This window comes from Kitasatospora sp. NPDC042419 (genome assembly GCF_056437345.1).
In genome coordinates this window covers 13,287-36,876 of record NZ_JBWKAW010000023.1, presented here as the reverse complement: position 1 = coordinate 36,876, position 23,590 = coordinate 13,287, and the positions used below count along the sequence as shown (strand labels likewise).

General features: G+C 75.5%; 19 protein-coding genes. 10 read left to right on the top strand and 9 right to left on the bottom strand.

Features of this window, described 5'->3' with window-relative positions; translation table 11 throughout:
• Nucleotides 1-5: 5 nt before the first annotated feature.
• Nucleotides 6-572, bottom strand: coding sequence for a Uma2 family endonuclease (locus tag AC067J_RS31990; RefSeq protein ID WP_478305160.1), 567 nt, complete (start codon nt 570-572; stop codon nt 6-8).
• A gap of 147 nt (nt 573-719) precedes the next feature.
• Between AC067J_RS31990 and AC067J_RS31985 the strand changes: the two genes are divergently transcribed.
• Together AC067J_RS31985 and AC067J_RS31980 are read left to right on the top strand one after the other, a co-directional pair.
• Nucleotides 720-2,033, top strand: a complete 1,314-nt coding sequence (locus AC067J_RS31985; RefSeq protein ID WP_478305159.1) for an outer membrane protein assembly factor BamB family protein — start codon at nt 720-722, stop codon at nt 2,031-2,033.
• 97 nt (nt 2,034-2,130) lie between these two features.
• Nucleotides 2,131-2,766, top strand: coding sequence for a nucleoside/nucleotide kinase family protein (locus AC067J_RS31980; protein ID WP_478305157.1), 636 nt, complete (start codon nt 2,131-2,133; stop codon nt 2,764-2,766).
• Between the two features lie 135 nt (nt 2,767-2,901).
• On the opposite strand, the gene AC067J_RS31975 is transcribed toward AC067J_RS31980, so the two are convergent.
• From AC067J_RS31975 to AC067J_RS31955, 5 genes are all read right to left on the bottom strand, one after another.
• The gene (locus AC067J_RS31975; protein ID WP_478305156.1) at nt 2,902-3,729 is read right to left on the bottom strand and encodes a DNA-formamidopyrimidine glycosylase family protein; all 828 of its coding nucleotides are present in this window, start codon (nt 3,727-3,729) and stop codon (nt 2,902-2,904) included.
• Nucleotides 3,730-3,833: 104 nt separating this feature from the next.
• Entirely contained in the window at nt 3,834-4,307 is a 474-nt protein-coding gene (locus AC067J_RS31970; RefSeq protein ID WP_478305154.1) for a universal stress protein, read from the bottom strand.
• A 387-nt stretch (nt 4,308-4,694) separates the two neighbouring features.
• A complete protein-coding gene (locus AC067J_RS31965) occupies nt 4,695-5,705 on the bottom strand; it encodes a zinc metalloprotease (RefSeq protein ID WP_478305152.1) in 1,011 nt (336 codons plus the stop codon).
• A gap of 267 nt (nt 5,706-5,972) precedes the next feature.
• Nucleotides 5,973-6,767 (bottom strand): AAA family ATPase, encoded by a 795-nt coding sequence (locus AC067J_RS31960; protein WP_478305150.1) that lies wholly within the window; start codon nt 6,765-6,767, stop codon nt 5,973-5,975.
• 265 nt (nt 6,768-7,032) lie between these two features.
• Nucleotides 7,033-7,959 (bottom strand): LLM class F420-dependent oxidoreductase, encoded by a 927-nt coding sequence (locus tag AC067J_RS31955; protein ID WP_478305148.1) that lies wholly within the window; start codon nt 7,957-7,959, stop codon nt 7,033-7,035.
• A 232-nt stretch (nt 7,960-8,191) separates the two neighbouring features.
• Between AC067J_RS31955 and AC067J_RS31950 the strand changes: the two genes are divergently transcribed.
• The 7 genes from AC067J_RS31950 to AC067J_RS31920 all read left to right on the top strand — a co-directional run bounded on the left by AC067J_RS31950 (nt 8,192) and on the right by AC067J_RS31920 (nt 18,857).
• Complete coding sequence (locus AC067J_RS31950) at nt 8,192-8,566, top strand: DUF6401 family natural product biosynthesis protein (protein ID WP_478305147.1); 375 nt, start codon at nt 8,192-8,194, stop codon at nt 8,564-8,566.
• A 217-nt stretch (nt 8,567-8,783) separates the two neighbouring features.
• The gene (locus tag AC067J_RS31945) at nt 8,784-9,557 is read left to right on the top strand and encodes a serine aminopeptidase domain-containing protein (RefSeq protein WP_478305145.1); all 774 of its coding nucleotides are present in this window, start codon (nt 8,784-8,786) and stop codon (nt 9,555-9,557) included.
• Between the two features lie 158 nt (nt 9,558-9,715).
• Nucleotides 9,716-10,183 carry a CU044_2847 family protein gene (locus AC067J_RS31940; protein WP_478305143.1) on the top strand — a complete coding sequence of 156 codons (468 nt, stop codon included), beginning with the start codon at nt 9,716-9,718 and terminating at the stop codon, nt 10,181-10,183.
• The gene (locus AC067J_RS31935) at nt 10,180-11,145 is read left to right on the top strand and encodes a trypsin-like peptidase domain-containing protein (RefSeq protein WP_478305141.1); all 966 of its coding nucleotides are present in this window, start codon (nt 10,180-10,182) and stop codon (nt 11,143-11,145) included. Before AC067J_RS31940 ends, AC067J_RS31935 begins: the two co-directional genes overlap by 4 nt.
• 124 nt (nt 11,146-11,269) lie before the next feature.
• Nucleotides 11,270-12,739: a VMAP-C domain-containing protein gene (locus AC067J_RS31930; RefSeq protein WP_478305139.1), complete on the top strand. Its 1,470-nt coding sequence runs from the start codon at nt 11,270-11,272 to the stop codon at nt 12,737-12,739.
• A gap of 49 nt (nt 12,740-12,788) precedes the next feature.
• Nucleotides 12,789-13,835, top strand: a complete 1,047-nt coding sequence (locus AC067J_RS31925) for an AAA family ATPase (protein WP_478305137.1) — start codon at nt 12,789-12,791, stop codon at nt 13,833-13,835.
• A 6-nt stretch (nt 13,836-13,841) separates the two neighbouring features.
• Nucleotides 13,842-18,857, top strand: coding sequence for an SAV_2336 N-terminal domain-related protein (locus tag AC067J_RS31920; protein WP_478305135.1), 5,016 nt, complete (start codon nt 13,842-13,844; stop codon nt 18,855-18,857).
• A gap of 45 nt (nt 18,858-18,902) precedes the next feature.
• On the opposite strand, the gene AC067J_RS31915 is transcribed toward AC067J_RS31920, so the two are convergent.
• From AC067J_RS31915 to AC067J_RS31905, 3 genes are all read right to left on the bottom strand, one after another.
• On the bottom strand, nt 18,903-19,595 hold the full coding sequence (locus tag AC067J_RS31915; RefSeq protein WP_478305133.1) for a type 1 glutamine amidotransferase domain-containing protein: 693 nt from the start codon (nt 19,593-19,595) through the stop codon (nt 18,903-18,905).
• A 476-nt stretch (nt 19,596-20,071) separates the two neighbouring features.
• On the bottom strand, nt 20,072-20,776 hold the full coding sequence (locus AC067J_RS31910) for a TNT domain-containing protein (RefSeq protein WP_478305131.1): 705 nt from the start codon (nt 20,774-20,776) through the stop codon (nt 20,072-20,074).
• 206 nt (nt 20,777-20,982) lie between these two features.
• Complete coding sequence (locus AC067J_RS31905) at nt 20,983-21,729, bottom strand: hypothetical protein (protein ID WP_478305129.1); 747 nt, start codon at nt 21,727-21,729, stop codon at nt 20,983-20,985.
• Between the two features lie 172 nt (nt 21,730-21,901).
• On the opposite strand from AC067J_RS31905, the gene AC067J_RS31900 reads away from it, so the two are divergent.
• A complete protein-coding gene (locus AC067J_RS31900) occupies nt 21,902-23,539 on the top strand; it encodes a phytoene desaturase family protein (RefSeq protein WP_478305128.1) in 1,638 nt (545 codons plus the stop codon).
• The last annotated feature ends 51 nt before the right edge of the window (nt 23,540-23,590 follow it).

Below are 23,590 nucleotides of genomic sequence, written 5' to 3'. Positions count from 1 at the left end.
CCGGGTCAGAGCGCCCCGAGGTCGACCTCCACCGGGAACGGCACCGCCGCCTTCACCACGCCCGCGAACACCTCGCCCTCCCGGTACACCCGCGCGGCCGGGTCCAGCACATGCGTGTAGACGACGGGAATCCCTCCCGTCACCTGCTCGACCCGCCAGTAGAACGTGATCCCCGCCTTGGCGTACTGGTCCGTCTCGACCACCCGGTCGGTGGTCTCCGACCCCGGCGAGACGACCTCGACGACCAGCAGCAGGTGCTCCGGTCTGCTGGGTGTGGTGTCGATGGTGTCGGCCCGGTACACGACCACGTCCGGGCGCCGGTTGTCGAGCGGAACGTCCTGGAGCCGGACGTCGAAGTCGGTGTCGGCGTTCCACTCGGTGCCGCCGGCCGCGTCCAACGCGTTCGCCAGGAGCCTGGCCAACCGGTTGTGCCGTTCGGAGGCGCTCGGGCTCACGACCACCATCCCGTCCACGATCTCGATGCCCGCGCACTGTTCCTCGGACCACGAGTCGTACTCCTCGCCGGTGATCTGCCGGTGCATCCACGCGGGGGCGATCATCTCGGCGGTCACGGCGTACCTCCCCGGAGCCGGTGGGCGGAGCTGTCACTGGGAGCAACAGCCTACTGTCACCGGCCGACGGGTCGGGCCGAGCGGTTTCGATATCCTCCGTGGACAGTGCAGCGCAGCTGCTGCCCCGGGGGAAACGAGTACCGCACCATGCCGTCCGCGCCGTCCGAGCGTTCCGAGAGCGACCAGAACGAGCCCGCCGGGGCGTCCTGGCAGTGGGACGGTGACGGTGGCGGGGCCGACGGTGCGGCGGTGGACGTGGTCAGCGGCGGGGGCGGCGAGGAGGGCGGTCCGCGGCTGAGCCGGCGGCGGCTGCTGCTGGGTGCCGGGGTGCTGGCGGCGGGTGCCGCGGTGTGGGGGGTGTCGCGTTCGGTGGGGCCGGACCCGGAGCCGCCGAAGCCGCAGCCGCTGCCCACCCGGGTCGCGGGGCCGGAGCCGCTCTGGACGTACCACGGGCCCGTGCCGATGAAGCCCCTGCGGCTGACCGGCACCCCGAACGTGCCGCTCTACCTCACCGCCGACGACCTGCGGATACTCGACCCGGAGACCGGCGCCGTGATCCGTACGCTGCCGCTCCCGGTGGAGAAGGGGGAGCCGGCGGACGGTCCGGTGGTCGTGGGCGCCGGCCGGGTCTTCACCACCTCGCCCGGCCACATCGACGCCCGCACCCTGGTCGGCCCGTTCTCCGACTGGAGCATGCCGCTGCCGGAGGAGCTGGGTGAGCGGGTCACGCTCCTCGGCTGCGACGGGAGCCGGGTCTACGGCCGGGCGGAGAGCCGCCCGTTCACCGTCGGCGGCAAGCTGTTCGCGGTGGACGTCGTCCACCACACACTGGTCTGGTCCCGCCCGGCCGCCGACCGGGGCGAACAGCTGGTCGCCGTGCTCGACTCCGGTGTCGGCCACCTGCTCACCTGGGGCTCGGACCCGACCGCCGGCATCTCCCTGCTGGAGGGCTCCACCGGCCGCCGGCTCTGGGGGGCGGCCGGCAGCGCGGCGTGGGCGGCCGTCGACCAGGAGAACCTGTACGTCCCCGACGGCGCCGCCGGGGTACGGGCGCTGCGGCTCGCCGACGGCGCCCAGCGCTGGTCGGTCCGGCCGGGCCCGGGCGAGGAGTGGCGCGTCCTGCCCCCGGTGAGCGACGGCGATCAGGTCTACGTCCCGCGCGACAGCGGGCTCGTCACCGCGCACCCCGTGGCCACCGGCGAGCAGGTCTGGCGGCACGAGTTGCCGTTCCGCCTGGACCGCCGCAGCCGCCTGGCGTCCGTCGGCACGGACCTGGTCGTCCCCGGTCCGGCCGCCGACGGCGTCCACTTCCTGGAGACCGTCTCCGGCCGGGAGACCCGGGCGTTCGTCGACTCCGGCCCCGGCGTCGACGTCTGGTCGGTCTCCACCTCCGGCAGGAACCTCTACGTCGGCCACGACTCCACCCTGTACGCGCTGGGTGCCGCTCCGCCCGCCCCATGACTGCTGGTCGAGGACGAGCGGCGGCCCGCCCGGCACTCCCCCGCACCCGCCCGGCACTCCCCCGCCCCCACCGCAGGATGACCTCGTGGAGGACCTCGTGCAGATTCACCCGATCTCGCCCGACCGCCTCGCGGAGCTGCTCGCCGACCGGATCGCCGCCCTGCCCGGGGCCGGCGGGCGGTGGCAGCGGGTGGCCGTCGACGGCGCCGCGGCCGCCCGGCCCGGCGCGCTCGCCGACGCCCTGGTCGAACCGCTGCGGCTGCGCGGCCGTCCGGCGCTGCGGGTCCCGGCGGCGGGCTTCCTCCGCCCGGCCTCGGTCCGGCTGGAGTACGGCAAGGAGGACGCGGACGCCTTCCACGACCTCTGGCTCGACGACGGCGCGCTGGCGCGCGAGGTCCTGGACCCGCTGGAGCCCGGTGGCAGCGGACGGGTGCTGCCGTCCCTGCGCGACCCGGTGACCGACCGTTCCACCCGCGCGCCGTACGTCGCGCTGCCGCCCGGCGGGGTGCTGCTGCTGGACGGCGCGCTGCTGCTCGGCCGGTGGCTGCCGCTGGAGCTGACCGTGCACCTGGCGCTCTCCCCGGCGGCGCTGGCCCGCCGCACCCCGCCGGAGGAGCGGTGGACGCTGCCGGCCTTCGCCCGCTACGAGGCCGAGACCGTCCCGGCCGAGGCGGCCGACGTCACCGTCCGGGTCGACGACCCCCGCCACCCGGCCCTGGTCGAACGGCCCTGAGCCGCCGCGACCCTGGCCCAACGCGGTCCTGAGCCGCCGCGGCCCCGAGCCACCGCGGTCCTGACCGGGCCCGGTCCGGACCGGGCACGCGCGCTCCTCGCCGGTCCGCCCCCGCCGCGCGCCACCGCTCACCGCTCACCGGCCGCGCCGCGCACCCACCGGACGGGCCTCCGGGGCCGGGCCGCGCTGGCAGTACGGGCACCAGAACGCCACCCGCTCCTGCGGGGGTGTCCCCTGGGCGGCCGTCAGCACGAGCGTCCCGCAGCGGGCGCAGGGCCGGCCGGCCCGGCCGTAGACCCAGTGCTGGTGGCCGCGCCGGGTGTCCCCGGTGGTGATGTGGCCGGGGCGCAGCTTGTTGGCGTCGAGGAGTTGCCGGGCGCGGTCCACCAGCCGGTCGGGGCCGGTGAGTTCACCGACCGGCGTCCACGGTGTGACACCGGCGAGGTAGCAGAGTTCGTTGGCGTAGACGTTGCCGATCCCGGCCAGGTTGCGCTGGTCGAGGAGGGCTTCGGCGAGCGGTCGGACGGGGTGGGCGAGCAGGCGGCGGACCGCCTCCGCAGGGTCCCAGCCGGGGCCGAGGAGGTCGGGTCCGAGGTGGCCGACGGCGCGCTCCTCGTCGCGGGTGCGGAGCAGTTCGACGACGGGCAGCCGGTAGCCGACGGCGGTGCCGCGTTCGGTGCCGAGGACGGCGCGGATCTGCCAGGCGGGCCCGCCGGCCCAGCGCTCGCCGGGGCGGTAGACCTCCCAGCGCCCGTCCATCCGCAGGTGGGTGTGGAGGGTGAGACCACCCGCCAGGCGGGTGAGCAGGTGCTTGCCGCGCGGGACGACCTCCAGCACCCGGCGGCCGGCCAGGTCGGCGGTGGCGTGGGCGGGCACCCGCAGGTCGGCGGTGGTCAGCAGTTGCCCGGCGAGGGCCTCGTGCAGGCCGGCCGCCGCGCGGTAGACGGAGTCACCTTCTGGCATGCCTCCATCCTCCCTCCGCACGGTGGCCCACCGCACACCCGGCCCCGGCCACCGGGCCCCGGCCTCGGGGACCCGGCCCCTGGCCTTGGGCTCCCGGCCCCCGGCTACGCGCCGGAGCCGGCGCCGGCGTTCGCGGCTGCCCTGTCCCGGACGACGACCACCGGACAGGGCGCGTGCTCGGTGAGGTGGCGGCTGACCGATCCGAGCAGCGCTCCGGAGAATCCGCCGAGGCCGCGGCTGCCGACCACCAGCAGTGCCGCACCGTCGGCCGCCGCCAGCAGCGCCTGCGCGGCGTTGCCGGGCATGACCGACTCGGCGATCCGCACCCCGGGGTCGTCGCCGACGACCCGGACGACGGTCTCCGAGAGTGTCTTCCCGGCCAGTTCCTCGGGGTTGAAGTCGAGGCTCGGCACGCCGGTGCCGACCCAGCCGTAGAAGGCCGGGTACTCCCAGGCCGCGATGGCCTGGACGGAGCCGCCGACCAGCCGGGCGTAGTCGACCGCCCAGCGCAGGGCCTGCTCCGAGGCGGGCGAGCCGTCCACCCCGACGACGATCCGGGGGTTCGCGCTGTTGGCCATGCCGCTGCTCCTTGCTCGACTGCTCTCCCGACTGCACCAGTCGCTGACGCCCCAAACATAGATCAAAGCGGACAAACATCCGCCATTTGCCACGCCGGGAGGCCCTGGAGCTTTCGAACCCTGTGCGATCGCGGCCCATCGCCGAGGAAGTCGAGGCAGGCGAGCGGCCCGGCGACCCGGCCCGCTGCGCCCCGACGCCCCGACGACCCGACGCCCCGACGCCCCGACGGCCCGACGGCCCGCACCGACCCGGCGGGACCGGGCACCGACTCGGGCGGGCCCACCGACCGGACAGGCGCCGGCCGGGCCCGGAACTGGTACTGGCGGGTGCGCGGCGCCGGGGCCACGCACCCGCCAGCGTCTCAGGCGGCGGTCGTCGTCGGACCGTCAGGCCCGGTAGGCGGCCCAGGAGTTGGACATCCTGGCGACCTGGCCGGGGGTGAACTGCGTCATGCAGGAGTCGTACGTGTAGTCCATGAAGTTGTGGATCGGGTCGACCCCGGTGGCGGTGCAGGTGTCACGGCCGGCCGGGCACTGGTAGGCGGCGCTCTTCTCGGCCGGGGTGTCGGAGACGTAGTCGCCCTGGCCGCTGCAGCCGCCCTGGAAGGTGTGGTAGAGCCCGAGCCAGTGGCCGACCTCGTGGGTGGCGGTGTCGCCCTCGTTGTAGTTGGTGGCCGAGCCACCGGGGAACGAGGTGTCGAGGATGACCACGCCGTCGTCGGTCGGGTTGGACCGGTAGGAGCTGGGGAACGTCGCCCAGCCGAGCAGCGACTGGCCGAGCTTGGCGGTGTAGAGGTTGAGGGCGTTGGCCCCGCCCTTGCGCAGCGAGCTCTTCATCGACCGCTCGGCGGAGGAGCCCGGGGTGACGCCGTTGTACCAGGTGGCGTTGTCGGTGTAGTCGGTGGCGACCAGCTGGAACTGGAACTGGCTGGCGGTGTTGCCCGAGCCCTGGCCGCTGTAGGCGGCGTTCAGGACGGCGATCTGCTTGGTGATGGCGGCGGCCGACAGCTTGCCGGTGGTCCCGGAGTGGACGACGTGCACGTACACCGGGATGGTCGTGGTGGCGGCCAGCGTGCCGGGGGCGAGCAGGGCGCTGCCCTGGGACGAGAGGGCCAGCTGCGAGATCCGGGCCTGGAGTTCGGCGTCCATCGCCTTGGCCTGGGCGTCGCTGACGGCGTTGGGCTCCTGGCCGGCGGTGCCGCCCGCGGGCTTGCGGGCGGCGGCGTCCTGGCTCGCGTCGCCGGTGCACTCGGCGGCGGCCGGGGCCTTGGCGGCCGCGGTGGCGGTGGAGAACGCGGAGGGGGCGGCGAACTGGGTGAGCCCGAGGGCGGCGGTGAGGGCGGCCGCGCTGAGGAACCTGCCGGCGGCACGCGAGGGTACGCGAGAGGAACGACGCATCTGCGCTCCTGAGGGGGAGTTGTGGGGGGACGGCGGTTGAGGGGGGCCGCCGAGCCTAGGCTACGCAGGGTCGCGTGTACGCGTCAGACTCGTTCCGGCCTGGAACTTCTGACGACAAATCAGACATAATCCGGAAGTTTGAGCGGTCCGACCCGGCCGCACATCGAGCATTTCCCGTCGCGCGCATGCGCACAGTACCGGCCCCGGACTGTCCGAAAGTTGACGCCCCGCCCGCCCTGCGGAGCGGCGGGGCGGCCCTCGCCGAGACTACGACGCCACGAAGACGATCTCCCGCAGGGCGCGCGCACCGGCCCGGTCGAGTACCACCGCCGACGCACAGCCGGCCGGCGGCTCCCCCGTCCCCGCCAGCCTCAGGCGCAGCCGCCGGCCGGCCTCCCGGTGCCGCGCGAAGGCGTACGCGGAGACGACCTGCCCCCGGGCCTGCTGACCCTCGCGGGCCTCCTCGGCGCTGGCGTCCAGCAGGATCAGGTGCACCCGCCGCCCCTGGCGCGCGGCCTCCCGGACCAGCCACTGCCGGACGTACGGCACCGCCCCGCAGTCGTGCACCGCGAGCGGGCCGCCCGCCAGCACCGCGCGGCGCAGCCGGCGGTAGTGGGCCACCCGGACCACCGGGCGGTAGACCGCGTACGGCAGCCAGCCGGGCACCCGGGCCGCGTACTCCTCACGGACCTGCTGCGAGTCGACCAGCGGGGTGCGGACGCAGCGGCGCATCAGCGTGCTCTTCCCGCTGCCGGGCAGTCCGGAGACCACCAGCAGGTCGCCCGCCGGGTAGTGCAGCGCGGTCGGCCGGCCGCAGCCCTGCCGCAGGTCCTGCAGGCCGCGCGGGCGCAGCGCCGTCCCGGCCGGCTCCGTCGCCGCGCCGCGGCAGGCGGCCCGCGGCACCGGCACCCTGGCCCCGGAATCGCCTGCGGCCGGGGGCACGACCCCGGTCCCGCCGTCCGGTCCGGGGTCGGCCCCGGGGACGGGGTCGCCGCCGGCCCCGGGCTCGGATCCGGCCGGTCCGGACAGGCCCGGCATCCCGAAGACCCTGACGTCCGCCATCGGCTCTCCCCCTGACTCCCCGCCGGCCCGAACGCTCTCCGGCTCCGTCTCCCGAAGAGCCTTCCCCCTTCAAGAGAAAGTAAAGTCTAGTGGTCAGCCCGGGTCCGGGCCGAGTCCTTTACCGCTCCAGGAACGTCACAGAAACGCACCGGGCGCGTCACAGCGACTCCCCCGCGGCGTGTCGCACCGGCCCCGGACGCGGCTCGGCGGCTCCACCCGGGGCACGCATCCTGCCTCCGGGGAGCCGCCGAGCCGCCGTACGGGATCAGCCCAGCTGCGGGGCGACCCGGGAGGCGACCAGCTCCAGGTGGTCCAGGTCGTCCAGGTCCAGGATCTGCAGGTAGACCCGCTGGGTGCCGACCTCGGCGAACCGGCCGATCCGCTCCACCACCTCGTCGGGCGTGCCGGCCAGGCCGTTGGCCTTCAGCTCGTCGACCTCGCGGCCGATCGCCGCGGCCCGGCGGGCCACCTCGGCGTCGTCGCGGCCGACGCAGGCGACCAGGGCGTTGGAGTACACCAGGTCGTCGGCCTTCCGGCCGGCCCGCTCGACGGCCGCGCGGACCCGGCCGAACTGGGCGGCGCTCTCCTCGACGGAGACGAACGGCAGGTTGAACTCGTCGGCGAAGCGGGCGGCCAGCGCCGGCGTGCGGGTCGGCCCCTTGCCGCCGACCAGGACCGGGATCTTCGCCTGGGCCGGCTTCGGCAGCGCGGGCGAGTCGGTCAGCCGGTAGTACTCGCCCTCGAAGTCGAAGGTGTCCCCGAGCCCGGTGCTCCACAGCCCGGTGATGATCGCCAGCTGCTCCTCCAGCCGCCCGAACTTCTCCTTCGGGAAGGGGATGCCGTACGCGCTGTGCTCCTCCTCGTACCAGCCGGCGCCGAGGCCGAACTCGACCCGGCCGCCGCTCATCGCGTCGACCTGGGCGACCTGGATGGCGAGCACGCCGGGCAGCCGGAAGGTGGCGGCGGTCATCAGGGTGCCGAGGCGGATGGTGCTGGTGTCGCGGGCGAGGCCGGCCAGGGTGATCCAGGCGTCGGTCGGGCCGGGCAGGCCGCTGACCCCGCCCATCTTCAGGTAGTGGTCGGAGCGGAAGAAGGCACTGAAGGCACCCAGCTCCTCGGCGGTCCGGGCCACCCGGAGCAGGGTGTCGTAGCTCGCGCCCTGCTGGGGTTCGGTGAAGATTCGAAGATCCATACCGGCCATTCTGGTACAGACCACCCCGTGCTCACGCCCGTTTCACCGTTCCCGCCGGCGGTCGGGCCGGCGAACGCCCGGGGCGGGCCCGGCGAACGCCCGGCGAGCGGCCGGGGGCGGCCGGGAAGCGGGGCTGCGGGTACCGGGCACCGGGCACCGGGGTGGCCAAGGTCTCAGCACGGAACCGCAACGGGCTGCCGCTCCGGCCGCCCCGCTCGCCTACCGTGGACCGATGTTCGCCACACCCGACGAGTCCCACCGGGGTTCCCCCGACGACTCCCCCGCCTCCTCCGACCGCCCGGCCGGCTGTCCGCTGCCCGGGATCGTCGCCGCCTTCACCCCCCGGCTCGCCGAGTTCGCCTTCGAGCCGGGCTTCGTGGCGGCGGTCGACCAGCACGCCGCCGAGGTGCGCGAGCTGCTGTACGCGCAGGGACCGGAGCTGTCGCCCCGGCCCCTGGACCGCGAGGAACTGTCGGACTACGCGCTGGGCTTCCTCGACGCGCTCACCGAGATCGGCTGGCGCGAGCCGGTCGGCTACGACTACGCGGTGTACCGGCTGACGGCGATCTGCTGGCTGGTCCGCCGGCAGGGCCTGCTGACGGCCTGAGCCCGCCGGCGGCCCCGTGGACCCCGGGGCCGCCGGGGTCCCCGGGGCCGCCGGCGGAGCGGCGCGCGGAACACCCCGCACTCCTCGTGGACAGCAGCTCCCCCGCCTGTCGCGCGCGCCCGGAGCCGGCACTGATCTTCCCGGGTGAATCCGGTCGGCCCCGCCCGGCGCGTACAGTTGCGGTCCACGAAACGGACGGCAGGCGGGGCGGTACAGGGTGGGCGGCAACAGGACGGGTGGACACCGGGCGCTGGTCTGGCACGAGCGGCCCGAGCAGCCGGGCGCCGCGGTGCTGGTGCTGCACGGCGGCGCCGAGCACAACCTCACCCGGCCCGGCCTGATCAACCCGCCCGGCCTGCGGATGGCCGGCTTCGTCCGCGCACTGCGCCGCGAGACGGCGGGCGCGGGCGTGGCGATCGGTGCCGTCCGCTACCGCCACCGGGGCTGGAACGGCGAGCGCGCCGACGCCGCCCGGGACGCCCGCGCCGCGCTCGACGACCTCGCCGAGGAGCTCGGCCGGGTGCCGACCGTCCTGGTCGGCCACTCGATGGGCGGCCGCGCCGCCCTGTGCACCGGCGGCCACCCGAACGTCACCGGCATCGTCGCCCTCGCCCCCTGGTGCCCCGCCGAGGACCCCTGCGAGCAGCTCGCCGACCGCGACGTCCTGATGCTGCACGGCGACCGCGACCGGATCACCAAGCCCGCCGACACCCGCGCCTTCGCCGCCCGCAGCCGCGCCGCCGGCGCCCGGGTCTGCGGCTACACCGTCGTCGGCAGCGGCCACGCCCTGCTCCAGCGGGTCGGCGACTGGCACCGCGCCACCGCCCGCCTCTCCGCGGGCCTGCTCCGGCTGCGCGAGCTCCCGCCCGAGGTCACCGCCGCGCTGACGCTGCCGGCCGACTCCACCGCCGCCCTCGACCTCCCGCTCCCCAGCCACCCCCGCGCCGCCGCACCCCGCCGCCCGACCCACCCCCTCCCCACCGACGCCTGACCCTGCCCGGGCCCCTCGCTCCCGCTCCCTGCCACGGGCGGCCCGCCGGCCCGGCAGCCCCTCTCCCCGCACCTCCTCGACCTCACCCGTACCGTCCCAACTCGGACTGGGGGACCGGTATTCTGATGATTCGTCTGACAGATCTTCGGAGGGGACCAGTGGCCGAAACGGTGACGATCGACCTCGGCGACGGCACGGCCGTCCGGGCCGAGGTGATCGGCGAGGTGAACTTCCAGCAGCCGGAAGGAACCTCGGCCGACGGACCCGACTTCGGCGACGCCGGCTTCCGGGACGGCCGCCGGGCGGCACAGCTGGGATCCGCCGTCGCCCTGACGCTGGACCAGGTGCGGAGCACCGTGCAGGGGGTCGGCCGCTGGGCGGCCGAGAGCATCACCCAGGGGGCGGCCGGTTCACCGGACGCCTTCGAGGTCGAGTTCGGCCTCAAGCTGGCGGTCAAGTCCGGCCAGCTCCTCGGCGTCATCGCCGAGGCCGGCAGCGAGGCCGGGCTGACGGTCCGGCTGTCCTGGGACCTCGCCGCGCGCCGCCGGGAGGCGCGGGAGGACGCACCGGCCGCGGGCTCCCCCGCCGCCTCGACCGCACTCCCCGCCGGGACCGACGCCGAGTGACCGGAGCACGACTCGGCCTCGCACCGGTCGAGGCCCTGCGAAGCTGCGCGGTCATGATCACCGTCGCCGGCGACTTCCGCGGCAGCGGGTTCCTGGTGGCACCCGGCCTGGCCGTCACCGCCGCGCACGTCCTCGACGGGTGGGGCGAACCGGGCTCCCCCGGAAGCCCGGTGACCATCCGGCACGAATCGGGCGACCATCCGGTCGCCGCGCAGGACATCCGCACCGACCCGGTGTCCCGCGGCGAAGGACTCTTCCACCCGTACCCCGACCTCGCGGTCCTGCGCGTCCCCGCCTGGACCGGCCACCCGGTGGCCCCGCTGGCCGGCGCCGACGCGGAGCCGGGCACGGAACTGACCGCCCTGGGGTTCTCCGGCCACACCCCCACGCCGGGGATCGCGCCCGACACGCTCGTGCTGCGCGTCGTCGGCGCCTCGGGCGACTTCGTCCGGGCCAGCGGCGACGGGGTGCGGGACGGCCACAGCGGAAGCATGCTGGTCGGCCCGGACGGCCTGGTCCACGGGGTGCTCAAGGGCAGCCGCTCCTACAAGGACGACCGGGGCGGCTGGTTCACCCCCGCGAGCGCGCTGGCGGCCCTGCTCGGGGTCGCGGGCGCCCTCCCCGCACCCGGCCGTCCTCCGGCCCCACCCGCGCCGAGCGACGCCGAACTGGTGGCCGCCCTGATGGCCTTTCCGGCGACGCGGCGCTCCGACGGGCGCTTCGACCTGCTGGAGAAGATGGGCGACCAGCTGGGGCTGCGGGACTCCTTCGAGGCGGAGGAGCGCAACGACCGCCGCGAGCACCTGACCCGCATCGTCCGCAGCTGCCGGCACTACCGCGACGAACGGGCGGCACTCCGGGCGATGTACACCGCCATGGAGGAACTCGCCCCGCTCGACCAGGCACTCGACGAGCTCCGCCGGGTGATCGGGCGGGCCACCGGGGGCTGGGAGAGCAGGTAGCCCGATGAGTGGAACACCGCGCGGGGAGCGGCCCGCGTGGGCCGGAGCCGACGGCAGACCCGCCGGGCCGGTCCCCGCCGTCCCCGTACCCGCGCCCGGCGGGCCCGTTCCCCCGGAGGCGCCCGTGCCGGGGAACCCGTGGCCCGCGGCGGCCGAGGAACTGCTCGTCGACATCCTGCTGGGCTTCGACCGGATGACCCGCCTCGCGTTCCGGCAGGACGTGCTGGAGACGATGGGACGCTCGGCGAAGACCCCCCGCATCCACACCGAGGTCTGCGAGGACTACCAGCCCCGCAGCCACGTGCGGCACCTGCTCCAGGCCGTCGGCGCCCACCGTGACCGGTCGGCGGCACTGGAGTCCGTGAGCGACGCGCTGCGCGAACTGGCACCGCTGGACGGCTCGCTGCCGTGGCTGGAGCTGACCACCGTCGTGCTGGCACCGGACTCCCCACTGCCCGCCGCGGCCATGCTCGCCGTGATCGAGGAGCTGCGCCGGCTGCCCGCACTGCCGGCCCTCCACGGCCACCTGCCCCGGGACACCGTCGGACTCGGCCTGCTCACCGGGCGGGAGACCCTGCCGGACATCCTGCGGCACCTGATCGACCGCCGGCCCGCCCACGACCCCGGCCCGCTCCTGGGGTTCCTGCGCGCACTCAGCGCCGACCCGGCGGTCGCGCCGCCCGGCGGACTCCCCGCCGTCCAACGCCTCCTCGACCGGCTCGGCGCGCCCCGGCACGCCCCCGTCGCCGCCGCCCCCGACCGCCTGATCGTCCAGAACCGGCTGGAGGAGGAGACCCCGGAGCACGTCGAGAACGGCCGCTACCGCCTCTGTGCCTCGTACTACCGGCAGCCGTTGGCGGGCGGGCCGTTCCGGCGGATCGACAGCCTCGGCTCCGTCGAGACGTTCACCAGGAACGAGCTGGTCGAGGCGGGCAGCGCCCGGCTGACCGCCTGGCCCGCGCTGACCCGTGAACTGCGCCTAGCGGCGGGCGGCGCCACCAGGATCGAGTTCCTGCTGCCGCGCTCCCTGCTCGGACACGCCGCCGACCTCTGGTCCCCCGGAGCGACCCGGCGCCCGCTCGGGCGCAACCACCCGGTCGTGGTCCGCTCACTGGAGCGGTACACCGACTCGTGGCTCCCCGTCGGCCCCTGGCGCGAACGGTGGGGCCACCTGACGGCGCGCGGGGCCGACGACGGCGCCCTCGACCTGATCGGCTGGCCCCCGCTCGACCAGGCACGCGCCGCCGAGCTGCCCGACTGGCTCTCCCGCCGGCCGGAACTCTCCTGCATGGGGCTCGACACCCCCTACGAGGACCTGGACCCCGACGTGCAGCACGCGGTGGACGACGCGATCTACCTCGCCGGCATGCCCGTACTGCTCTGGCACCGGATCGCCGGCGACCCGGCCACCCTGGTCAAGGCCCTCCGCGAGCACGGCCCGGACCGCCTCGCGGAACTGCCCGACACCGTCCACCGGTACCGGCGGGAGGCCCCGGCCGCCGGGCCGGACCCGCTCGGCACCGTCACCCTGCTCTGGGACGACCCGGACTGCGTGGATCCCGAACAGGACAGCCTCTTCCCGGGGATGGTGTGATGACCGGTCAGACGAACCCGATCCGACGACGAGCAGCGAGGCACTAGGAATGTCCGAGGACTGGTGGATCTACCAGGGCACCGGCGAACCCCACGACGGGATCGACGCACTGCCCCAGGCTCCGGCCTGGCGCGCCTTCGGCGACCCGGCCGCCGAACGCGACAGCCTGCCGCTGCCGCCCGAGGACGACCCGGCCGGCATGACGGCCCGCCGGCTCGGCCGGGTGCGCCAGGCGGCGGCCTACCAGGCGGACGAACGGGAGGTGCAGCTCGTCAACCTGGCGCTGCACCTGCGGCGGCCCCTGCTGATCACCGGCAGGCCCGGCGTCGGGAAGTCGACCCTCGCCTACGCGGTCGCCCACGAACTGCGCCTCGGCCCGGTCCTGCGCTGGCCGATCAGCAGCCGCTCCACCCTGCGCGACGGCCAGTACGCCTACGACGCGATCGGACGGCTCCACGAGGCCGGCATCCGCGCGGGCGGCAGGGTCACCCCTGCGAAGGGCAACCGACCGGCGCCCGCCATCGGGCAGTTCCTGCGGCTCGGCCCGCTCGGCACCGCGCTGCTGCCGTGGCGCGCCCCCCGGGTACTGCTGATCGACGAGATCGACAAGAGCGACATCGACCTGCCCAACGACCTGCTGAACGTCTTCGAGGAGGGCGAGTTCGAGATCCCGGAGCTGCGCCGGCTCGGGCCGGGCCCCCAGAAGGTGGCGACGGCCGACCAGGGCCGGACGGCCGTCGTCCACGACGGCCTGGTGCGCTGCGCGGAGTTCCCGCTGGTCGTCCTCACCAGCAACGGCGAGCGGGACTTCCCGGCCGCGCTGCTCCGCCGCTGCGTCCGGCTGGAGATCCAGCCGCCCAGCGCGGAGCGGCTCGCCGCGATGGTCGCCGCCCACCTCGGCGAGGACCCCGGGACCGCGGACGCCCGTACCGGACTGATCACGGAGTTCCTCCGCCGGCAGCGGGAGGACGGCGCCGAACTGGCCAACGACCAGTTGCTGAACGCCCTGCTGATGGCCGAACGCGGGCTGCGGGGCGGCGGACCGGGCGAGGACGTCCTGCACGACGTCCTGCTCCGCCCGCTCAACGAGAGCTGAACCGGCGTGAGCTCGCTGCCGCCGCCTCCTCGGGGGATCCGGGACGCCCTCGCCGACCTGATCCGGTCGCAGGACGGCGGCCCGCACCCGCAGGACCTGGCGGACGCCCTCTGGATGTCCCGGCTCGCCGGGCTCGCCCCGCTGCCCGCGGAGCCCGCCCCGGACGCGCCGCCGGGGCCCGCCTCGCCACCGGCCCCGCGCCCGGCGCCCGGCGCCGACGCGACGTCCGGGGAAACGGCCAACCGGTCGGCCGGTTCCCCGGACGACCCGGACGACCCGAACCGCCGCCCCGACCCCACCACCGCGCTGCACTCCCTCGGCGGCCCCGGGGCGGCGGGTTCGCCCGGCACCGGAGGCGGCCACGTCGTCCGGGTGCCCCAGCCCACCGCGCTCACCGACGGGCTCGCCCTGGCCCGGGCCCTGCGCGCGCTGCGCCGCCCGGCCGACGATCCCGGACGGGGCGTCCTCGACGAGGAGGCCACCGCCGAGGCGACCGCCGAGACGGGCCTCCTCCTGCCGGTCTGGACACCGGCGAAACGGCCGTACTTCTCCGTCGACCTGCTGGTCGACAGCGGTGCCACGATGGCCGTCTGGCACGGCCTGGCCTGCGAGTTGAGCACCCTGCTGGAACGCCACGGCGCCTTCGCGGACGTCCGCTGCTGGGCGCTGGACACCGACCGGCCGGTCCCCTCGCTGAGCCCGTTCCGCCGCCGTCGCCCCGCAGCGCCCGACCGGACCGGGCCCGGCCCGGTCACCCCGGTGCCCGACTGGTCCCGTCCGCTGAAGGACCCCACCGACCGCCGTATCCTGTTCGTCCTCACCGACGGCGTCGGTCCGGCCTGGCACGGGGACGACCTCACGGACTTCCTCGCGCGGGTGTCGACCGGCCGGCCGGTCGCCGCCCTCCAGGTGCTGCCCCGCAGGCTGTGGCACCGCACGGCGCTGCGCACCGCCCCCGTCGAGGCCCGGGCCTCCGTCGCGGGCCGGCCCGTCCCGGTGTTCCGCTCGGACGCCCCCTTGCCCGGCGTCCCCCGGGGAGCGGGCGAGGCGGCCGCCCGGGCCGCGATCCGCTGGCTGCCCGTCCTGGAGGTCGGCGCCGACTGGCTCGCCCCCTGGGCCGACCTCACCGCGGGCCGCACCTCCGGCTGGACCCCGATGCTCGCCGCACCGCTCCGGGGCGTGGCCCGGCCCCGACGGCCGGTCCGGGCCGCCGCCGAGGGGGTCACGGCGGCCGAGCGGGTCGCCCGGTTCCGCGCCGGCGGCTCGCCCACCGCGTACCGGCTGGTCTGCCACCTCGCGGCGGCGCCGCTGAGCCTTCCGGTGATGCGGCTGGTCCAGCGGGCGACGGTGCCGGGATCCGGGCAGACCGACCTCGCGGAGATCTTCGTCTCCGGGCTGATCGAACCGTACGGCGGAGCGGTCGATCCGGCGGCGGACCCGGACGAGCAGGTGTACGACTTCCGTGCCGGGGTGCGTGAGGAACTGCTGACCGAGCTGACCCGCGGCGAGTCCGTCCGGGTCCTGGAGCAGGTGGTCGCCAAGGTGTCGGGGCGGGTCGCCGCGACGTTCGGCGGCGTCCTCGACTTCCGTGCCCTCGCGGCGGCCGGGGAGCCGGACGGCACCGGCCTGCGGCTGCCGGAGCGCAGCCTGCCGTTCGCGGAGGTCGCCGTCGCGGTGCTGGCCGGCGCGGGCGGACAGCACGTCGCCCTGGCACGGAGGCTGGACGCCGCGCTGCGACGGTCCCCCCAGGCGGAAGCGACCGTGGCGGAAGCGACCGTGGCGGGAGCGGACCGGGAGCAGCGGCCCGTGCTCCGCCGGGACCGGCTGAACCCGGTACGACCGGTGGCGAGCCCACCCGACCCGCCGGCCATGATCGGGCGCGAGCGCGAACTCGCGGCCGTCGCAGAGGCCTTCGGCACGGCCGGCGAGGAGCAGGCGCCACTGCGGCCGCCGGTCGCGGGCCACCCCTCCGTGGTCGTCCTCGTCGGCCCCCGGGGCTCGGGCCGGCGCAGGCTCGTCCAGGAGTACGTCCGCCTGCACGGGGAGCACCACTCGTTCACCCACTGGATCAACGCCTCCGGTGACTCGTCCCGCTCCGGCGGATTCGAGCAGCTGTGGGAGGCACTCTCCGCCGCACCCGCCGACGGGACGTTCGACTCCCTGTGGAAGGCCCTGGACCGGCACCGGGACTGGCTGATCGTGCTGGACGGTGTCCCGGGAGCGGCATGGAGCAGACCGGAACCCGATTCCGGCGTCTCCCCCTTCCCGCCCTTCCTCCCGCCGAGCGGCCGGGGCTGTGTCCTCGTCACGACCGACGGGATCGGCCGCTGGCAGCACCCGGCCGCCACCGTCGTCACCCTGGACGAACTCACCGACGACGAGGTCTACCGGGAACTGCGGTCACGGTGGAGCGCGGCCCACGGCTCCCCGACCGATTCGCAGATACGGCAGCTGCAACAGCTGGCGCGGCGGCTTCCGCGCCAGCCCGGCCTGCTCACCCAGTACGACGTGGACGCCGAGCTGGCGGACATCGCAGCCCACAGGGGCAGTCCGACGGCGCCGCCCGGCGACAACACCGTCACAGGCGGCGTGTTCATGTCCGCGATGACCGTGGGTCAGGACATCACCGTCGGGCTCACGCCGTCCGCCGACCCGGCGCTGTCGGCCCTTCCTGCCAGGTCCCGCGTCTTCGTCGGCCGTGCCCGCGAGCTCGACTCCCTGCTCGACGCCCTGACGCCGCTCGCCCCCGGAGATCCTCACGCCCGACAGATCGGCCTGGTCACGGGACTCCCCGGCGTGGGGAAGTCCGAGCTGGTCCTCCAGACCGCCGAATTCCTCCAGGCCCAGGGTTGGTTCCCCGGCGGAACGCTCTACGTCGACCTCGGCGGCGGGAACCGGAGCGATCCCGACCGGATGCCCGAGCAGGTGTTGGACGCGCTGCTCCGGGCACTCGGTGCGCCGGCCGAGCAGATCCCCGCCGCCCTGGAGGACCGCGCCCGCCTCTACCGGGGCATGCTGCACGTACGCGGCGAACGGAGCGGACCGCTCCTGCTCGTGCTGGACAACGCGACCGGAACCCGGCAGGTCGAGCCGCTCCTGCCCGCCGGCGGCCCCCACGCCGTCCTCGTCACGTCCCGCCGCTCACTGGAGATCCACGCCCGCTTCCTCGACCTGGACGTCCTGTCCCCCGACGACTCGGTCGCCCTGCTGCACGAGCGGCTCAGGTTCGCCCGCGGCGCGGCCGACACCCGCATCGCCGACGCCCCCGACCAGGCCCGGGAGCTGGCCCGGTTGTGCGGCGGTCTGCCACTCGCCCTGTCCGTCTGCGCGGGAATCCTGGTCTCCATGCCCACCCGGCCGCTGAGCTCCCTGGTCGAGGACCTCTCCGGAGATCCGTTCGACCTCGACGAGTTCGGCCCCGTCAGGGCGGCCTTCGAACAGTCCTACCGGGAGCTGACGCCCCAACAGGCACGGCTCTTCAGACTGCTCTCCGTACCTCCCCAGCCCGAACTGTCCACCGAGGCCGCTTCCCGCCTCGCCGACACCGACACCCGGACGACGGAACGCCTCCTCGCGGACCTGTCCCGGTCGCACCTGGTCCAGTCCGGCCCGGTCTGGGGCCGCTGGCGCCTCCATGACCTGGTCCGCCTCTACTCCCTCCGGCAGGGCGAGGCCGACGCCGTCGCGGACGACCGCGGCGGCGCCCTCACCCGCCTGCTGGCGTACTACCGGTCCATGGCGGAGGCCGCCACCACGCACCTGGACGACCGGACCACCGCCACGCCGTCGCCCCTCTTCTCCGGCCCCGACCAGGCCCGAGACTGGCTGGAGCGCGAGCGCACCGTTCTGGTGGGCCTGGTCGCCGCGGCCCCGGCACTCGGAGTCTCCGGGGTGCGCGGCGTCTCCGGGGCCGTGATCGGGCTCGCGACGTCCCTCACCACCTTCCTCCTCGGTGGCCGGCACTTCGCCGACCTCGCCACCGTCGCCGGGTCCGTCATCGACGCCCGGCGCCGGCAGCGGGACCACGAGGGGGTGGCCGTCCTTCGCGACCGGCTCGTCCGGGGTCTGCGGGACCTCTTCGCGACCGACACCGTCGACTTCCGGGATGACCCCGGGTACGACCAGGTCATCGACCTGATCAACGCCGCCTCGGCCACTGCCGACCGCACGCCGGACGCCGCCACCCCTCCCGCCCCCGGCGCGGAGGTCGACGGCCGGCTCTACCTGGAGGTCCCCTTCAGTGAGCGGGACGAGGTCAAGCGGGAGCTCGGGGCCCGGTGGGACGCAGCCGCCCGCCTCTGGTGGACCGACCCCGAGAACCGGCCCAGGGCCGCACGATGGCTGCCCCGGCCGGGCACGGACGCCCGGGTACGGCCCGGTGGGGCACCGGGCCCGACGCCGATCCACCTCGCCGTCGAGCTGAAGATCGACGGCCTGTCCCGCCAGGACGCCGCCGGCTTCCGAGATCTGGCGGACGAGATGACCGGAGAGCTGCACGGACTGCTGTTCGACATCGTGAACGCGGCCGGCCTCGCCGCGAGGGTGGCCCATCCGCGATCAAGCTTCGGAGCCGACCTCCTGATCACACTCCCATCGGCGGAGGATCCGGTCGCGGCCGTCGGCGTCGTCATGGCCGAGCTGTCGTCGGAGCTGACGCAGGCCCACCTCACGGCGCCCAACCGGCCGCGCCCACTGGTCGGCGTCAGCGTCTTCTCGGGCCCCGTCCCCGACCGGATGCCCGGGGCGGGCGATGTGGGGTCACTCCTCGACCTGACCCTGTTGCTCGGCCGGACGGAGGAGCCCCTCGCGGTCCTCGCGGTGTCCGGTCCGGTCCTGCAACTGATCCGGGCCCGGGCCGGCGAGCGGTGGAGCACCGACTTCGTCCCCGCCACCACGCCGTCCGAGTCGGGGCCTCGGGAAGGCGATCCGGTCTACCTCTACACCGGGGACGCGCCGCTCCCGGCCCTGGCCCGGGCCCTGACCCGGGCCGAAGAGGAGGGCGACGGCACCGACCCGCTGTGACCGTCAGCGGGTCGACCCCGCGGCGGGCCGCCGCGCTCACGGCGGTCAGGCGAGGCGCTTGAGGAGTTCGGCGGCGAGGGGGGCCGCGGAGGCGGGGTTCTGGCCGGTGACCAGGTTGCGGTCGACGACCACGTGCGGGGCCCACGGCTCGCCCACCTGGACGAGGACGCCGGCCTCGGTGAGGCGGTCCTGGAGCAGCCACTTCGCCCGGTCGGCGAAGCCGGCCTGGGTCTCCTCGGCGTTGGTGAACGCGGCGACCCGGTAGCCGGCGAAGGCGTTGGCGCCGTCCGCCGTCGCCGCCAGCAGCGCGGCCGGGCCGTGGCAGACCACGCCGAGCGGCTTGCCCGACGCCAGGGCGTCGGCCAGCAGCCGCCCGGAGGCCGCGTCGACGGCGAGGTCCTCCATCGGGCCGTGGCCGCCCGGGTAGAACACGGCGTCGTAGTCGTCCAGGCGGACGTCCTCCAGCCGGACCGGCCGCTGCAGGCCGGCGAACCCGGCGAGCGTGGCGGCGACGCGGTCGGCGCCCTCCTGGCCGCCGTTGACCTCGGGGGCCAGGCTGCCCCGGTCCACCGTCGGGACGACGCCGCCCGGGGTGGCGACGACCACCTCGTGGCCGGCCGCCGCGAACGCCTCGTACGGGGCCGCGGCCTCCTCCGCCCAGTAGCCGGTGGGGTGCTTGGTGCCGTCGGCCAGCGTCCAGTGGTCGGCGCCGGTCATCACGAAGAGGATCTTCGACATCGGGTTGCTCCGAAGGGGTTCAGAAGGGATTTCCGAGAGGGACGGGGTGAGGCTCCGCGGCTGCCGACGCACCGGTCCCGGACCGTCCGTGCGGCGACGGGCCGTCAGCGCGGCGACGGGCCGTCAGCGCGGCGACGGAACCGACAGTAGGACGGCGCTCCGCGCGGGACCAATGGAGAAGCCGATGTCCGGTATCGGGATCCCGATGGCCGTCCGGAACGGACCGGCCCGCCGGTCCCCGGCAGCGGTCCCCGCCAGCGATCCCCGACAGCCGCCCCGGCAGCGGTCCCCGGACCGGCCCGATGCCCGGCTCCGTGACCTGCTCCCGCGCGAGCTCCTCGGGCGGCGTGGCACTCGGCACCCACCCGCGGGACGGCCTCCCCGGGCGGGCGTCCCCGCCGGGGAGCGGGCCGGGGGCGGACGCCAGGGCCCCCGGCCCGGCCGGAGCCGCGCCGGGGGCCCTGGCCGGTCCGGTGTCAGCCCGTGCAGGTGGCGGCGGGCTCCTCGTGCAGGAAGCCGTACTTGAGGAGGGAGGACACGTAGTACGGGTCCGTCCCCAGCTCGGCCGGCTTCAGCGCGGCGTCCTCCTTCAGCCACTGCTGGATGCCGTCGCCGGGCTGGGCGAACGCGGACGCGATGCGCCCCTGCAGGACCTTGAAGTCCTTCAGCACCAGGTAGCAGTGGTAGCTGTTCTGGTAGTTGCCCTGCGCGTCCGGGACCTCGTTGAGGCTGTCCGGCGGGATGGCCCGCTTGGCGAAGGCGGTGCCGGCCGTGGACAGGTAGCGCCCGCCGGGGGATCCGAAGCGGTCGAGCTTCGTGTCCTTCGCCACCGTCGCCACGGTCCGGTCGATCGTGCCGTTGACGTCCCGGAACCCGTCCTCCGCCGGGTACTTCCAGTCCAGGCCGTCGCGGTACCAGGACAGGAACTGCTGGGGCGTCAGCCCGCCGAAGCGGTCGTAGCCGTTGAGCAGCTTGCCGACCGAGCCGGAGGGCAGGGTCTTGGGGCCCAGCTCCCTGAAGCCGCAGTAGAACTTCGACTTGTCGACGTCGGTGGGACGGTACTGCTCCCGCGGGCAGTCCGTGGGGTCCGCCTCCACGGCGGCCACACTCTGGGTGGCGGCCGCGCCGGTCACCAGCAGGGCGGCCGCCATCGAGAGGGCGGCGAAGGTTCGGGAACGCATGGAGTGATTCCTCCGGGTGGTGGTCGGAGACCGCCGGCCGACACGGGCGTGCGGAACGGCTTTGTCAGCACCGGAAGTTACACATCACGCGACATCACTTCGTGAACGAAACGCCCCCGTTCCCCCCGTTCACCCGTTCGGCAGCCCGGCCGGTGGGGCTCGGCGATCCGGCCGGCGGGGCTCGGCGATCCGGCCGCCCACAGGCCTCAGGGACGGCCGGCGACCAACGCGGCGAGGACGCGCCGGGTCTTGTTCTCCGGGTTCGCGGAGACCGTCACGCCCCGGTCCCGCACCGCCGATTCGAGCGTCCGCTGCTTGCGCGCGACCCGGCCCTCGAACTCCTCGGCCTTCTCGTCGTCCTTGGGCTTGACCCGGAGCGAGACTTCGAGGAAGTCGAGGCCGCCGACCGACCACCGCTCCAGGTCGGCCTCAAGGCCGTCGAGCGGCACGTCGTCGAACTTCGTCGAGTCGACCGGGCCGAGCGCGACGAGTCCGGTGGCGCGCACGCCGGGCGCGCACTCCCGCAGGAACTCCCGCTGCCGGGCGCCGAGCGCCGCGGCGGCATCGGCCGCGGGCGCCACGGCACCCAGGAGCGCCCCCTGCGGATGCCCGCTCGTCGCGGAGGCGGCGAGCACCCGGCGGTCGCCCGACCGGTCCTCCTCGATCCGGTACTCGAACGACTCCTCGTCGAAGGGGCGGATGAACGGCCCGCCCAACTGCTCCTCGGTACACGGGCGGAGCTTGACGGTCAGCTCGTCCGGGGTGTCGCCGCTCCGGAACCGCACGATCACCCCGGCCACCAGCAGGGGCAGTCGGCCGTCGGCGACCCCTTCGCGGTCCTCGGCGAACCAGATGAGCCGCTTGCGGGTGCCGCCCTGCGGCTCGCCCAGCGCCGCCAGGGCGCCCGCGACGCCGCCGTCGACATTGACCTTGATCTCGACCGGAAGGATCATCGCGCCACCTCTTCCGCGTACGCACAGTGCTTGCCGCGCACCGAATCCGCGTCCGTTTCCAGCATATCCGCGCGGCTGCGGGACGTCCCGGACGGGCCGGGGTCCCCGGCGGGCCGTGCGGCACCGGCGCGAGTAGCGTGCTGAACGGGGAGGCAACGGCGCAAGGAGACCCATGTCCGACGCCATCGTCATCGGAGCCGGCCCCAACGGGCTGGTGGCCGCCACAGTCCTCGCCGACGCCGGCTGGCAGGTCGACGTCCTGGAGGGCGGACCGGAACCGGGCGGCGCCGTCCGCAGCGACCGGGGTGTCCACCCCGGCTACGTCCACGACGTGTTCAGCTCCTTCTACCCCCTCGCCGTGGCCTCGCCGGCCATCGCCGCGCTGGACCTCGGCGCGCACGGCCTGCGCTGGAGCCACGCACCCACCGTGCTGGCCCACCCGCTGCCCGACGGGCGCTGCGCCACGCTGCACCGCGGCGCGGCGACGACGTGTGCCGGCCTGGAGAGCGCCTTCGGCCGGGCGGACGCCGAGGCGTGGCGGCGGCTCTCACGGCTCTGGGACGACCTGGACCCCCATCTCCTGCGCACGCTGTTCACGCCGTTCCCGCCGGTCCGGGCGGGTGTTGCGACGGCCGCCCGGATGCGGGCCGCGGGCGGACTGCGGGCGCTGCGGTTCATGACCCTTCCGGTGCGCCGGCTGGCGCAGGAGGAGTTCACCGAACCGGGCGCCGCCCTGCTGCTCACCGGGTGCGCCCTGCACGCCGACCTGCTGCCCGAGGGCGTCGGCAGCGCGGCCTTCGGCTGGCTGATGGCGATGCTCGGCCAGCAGGTCGGCTGGCCCGTCCCGGTCGGCGGCGCCGCCGCCCTGACGGCCGCGCTGGTGCGACGACTGGAGTCCTCGGGCGGCAGGGTGCACTGCGGTGCCCCGGTGGTGGAGGTGGTCGTTCGCGGCGGCCGTGCACTGGGGGTCCGTACCGCCGACGGCCAGGCGTACCGGGCCCGCCGCGCCGTCCTCGCCGACGTCGCCGCCCCCGCCCTGTACGGCTCCCTGGTCGGATGGGAGCACCTGCCGCCCTCGATGCGCGCGGACCTCCGCCGCTTCCAGTGGGACTTCTCCACCGTCAAGGTCGACTGGGCGCTGAGCGGCGCCGTCCCGTGGGCGGCACCCGCGGCGGCGGGTGCCGGGACGGTGCACCTGGGCGCCGGCCTGGACGAGATGAGCGACTACGCCCTGCAACTGACCACGGGCCGCCTGCCGCGCCACCCGTTCGCGCTGCTCGGGCAGATGACGACGGCCGATCCCGTCCGGTCCCCGGCGGGGACCGAGTCCGCCTGGGCCTACACCCACGTCCCCCGGGCGATCAAGGAGGACCTGGGGCCCGACGGCATCACCGGCAGCTGGGACCTGCGGGAGGCGGAGGCGATGGCAGCCCGGATCGAGGAGCAGGTCGAACGCTTCGCCCCCGGGTTCAGGGACCGGATCGTCGCCCGACGCATCCTCACCCCGCCGATGCTGCAGGAGCGCGACCCCAACCTGGTCGGCGGCGCGATCAACGGTGGCACCGCCGCCCCGCACCAGCAGCTCGTCTTCCGCCCCGTACCGGGCACGGGGCGACCCGAGACGCCGGTGGCGGGGCTCTACCTGGCCTCGTCGTCCGCCCACCCGGGAGGCGGAGTCCACGGGGCCTGCGGGGCCAACGCCGCCCGCGCGGCCCTGCGCTCGCAGCGGCTCCTGGCCGGCCGCGTCCTCGCGCCGGGGCTGGCCGCGGCGCAGCGGCTGCTGTCGGGCCCCCGCGAGCGCCACGACTGACGATCGCCGGAGCGGGCGGACCGGGCCCGCGCCCCGGCGGCCCGACAACGT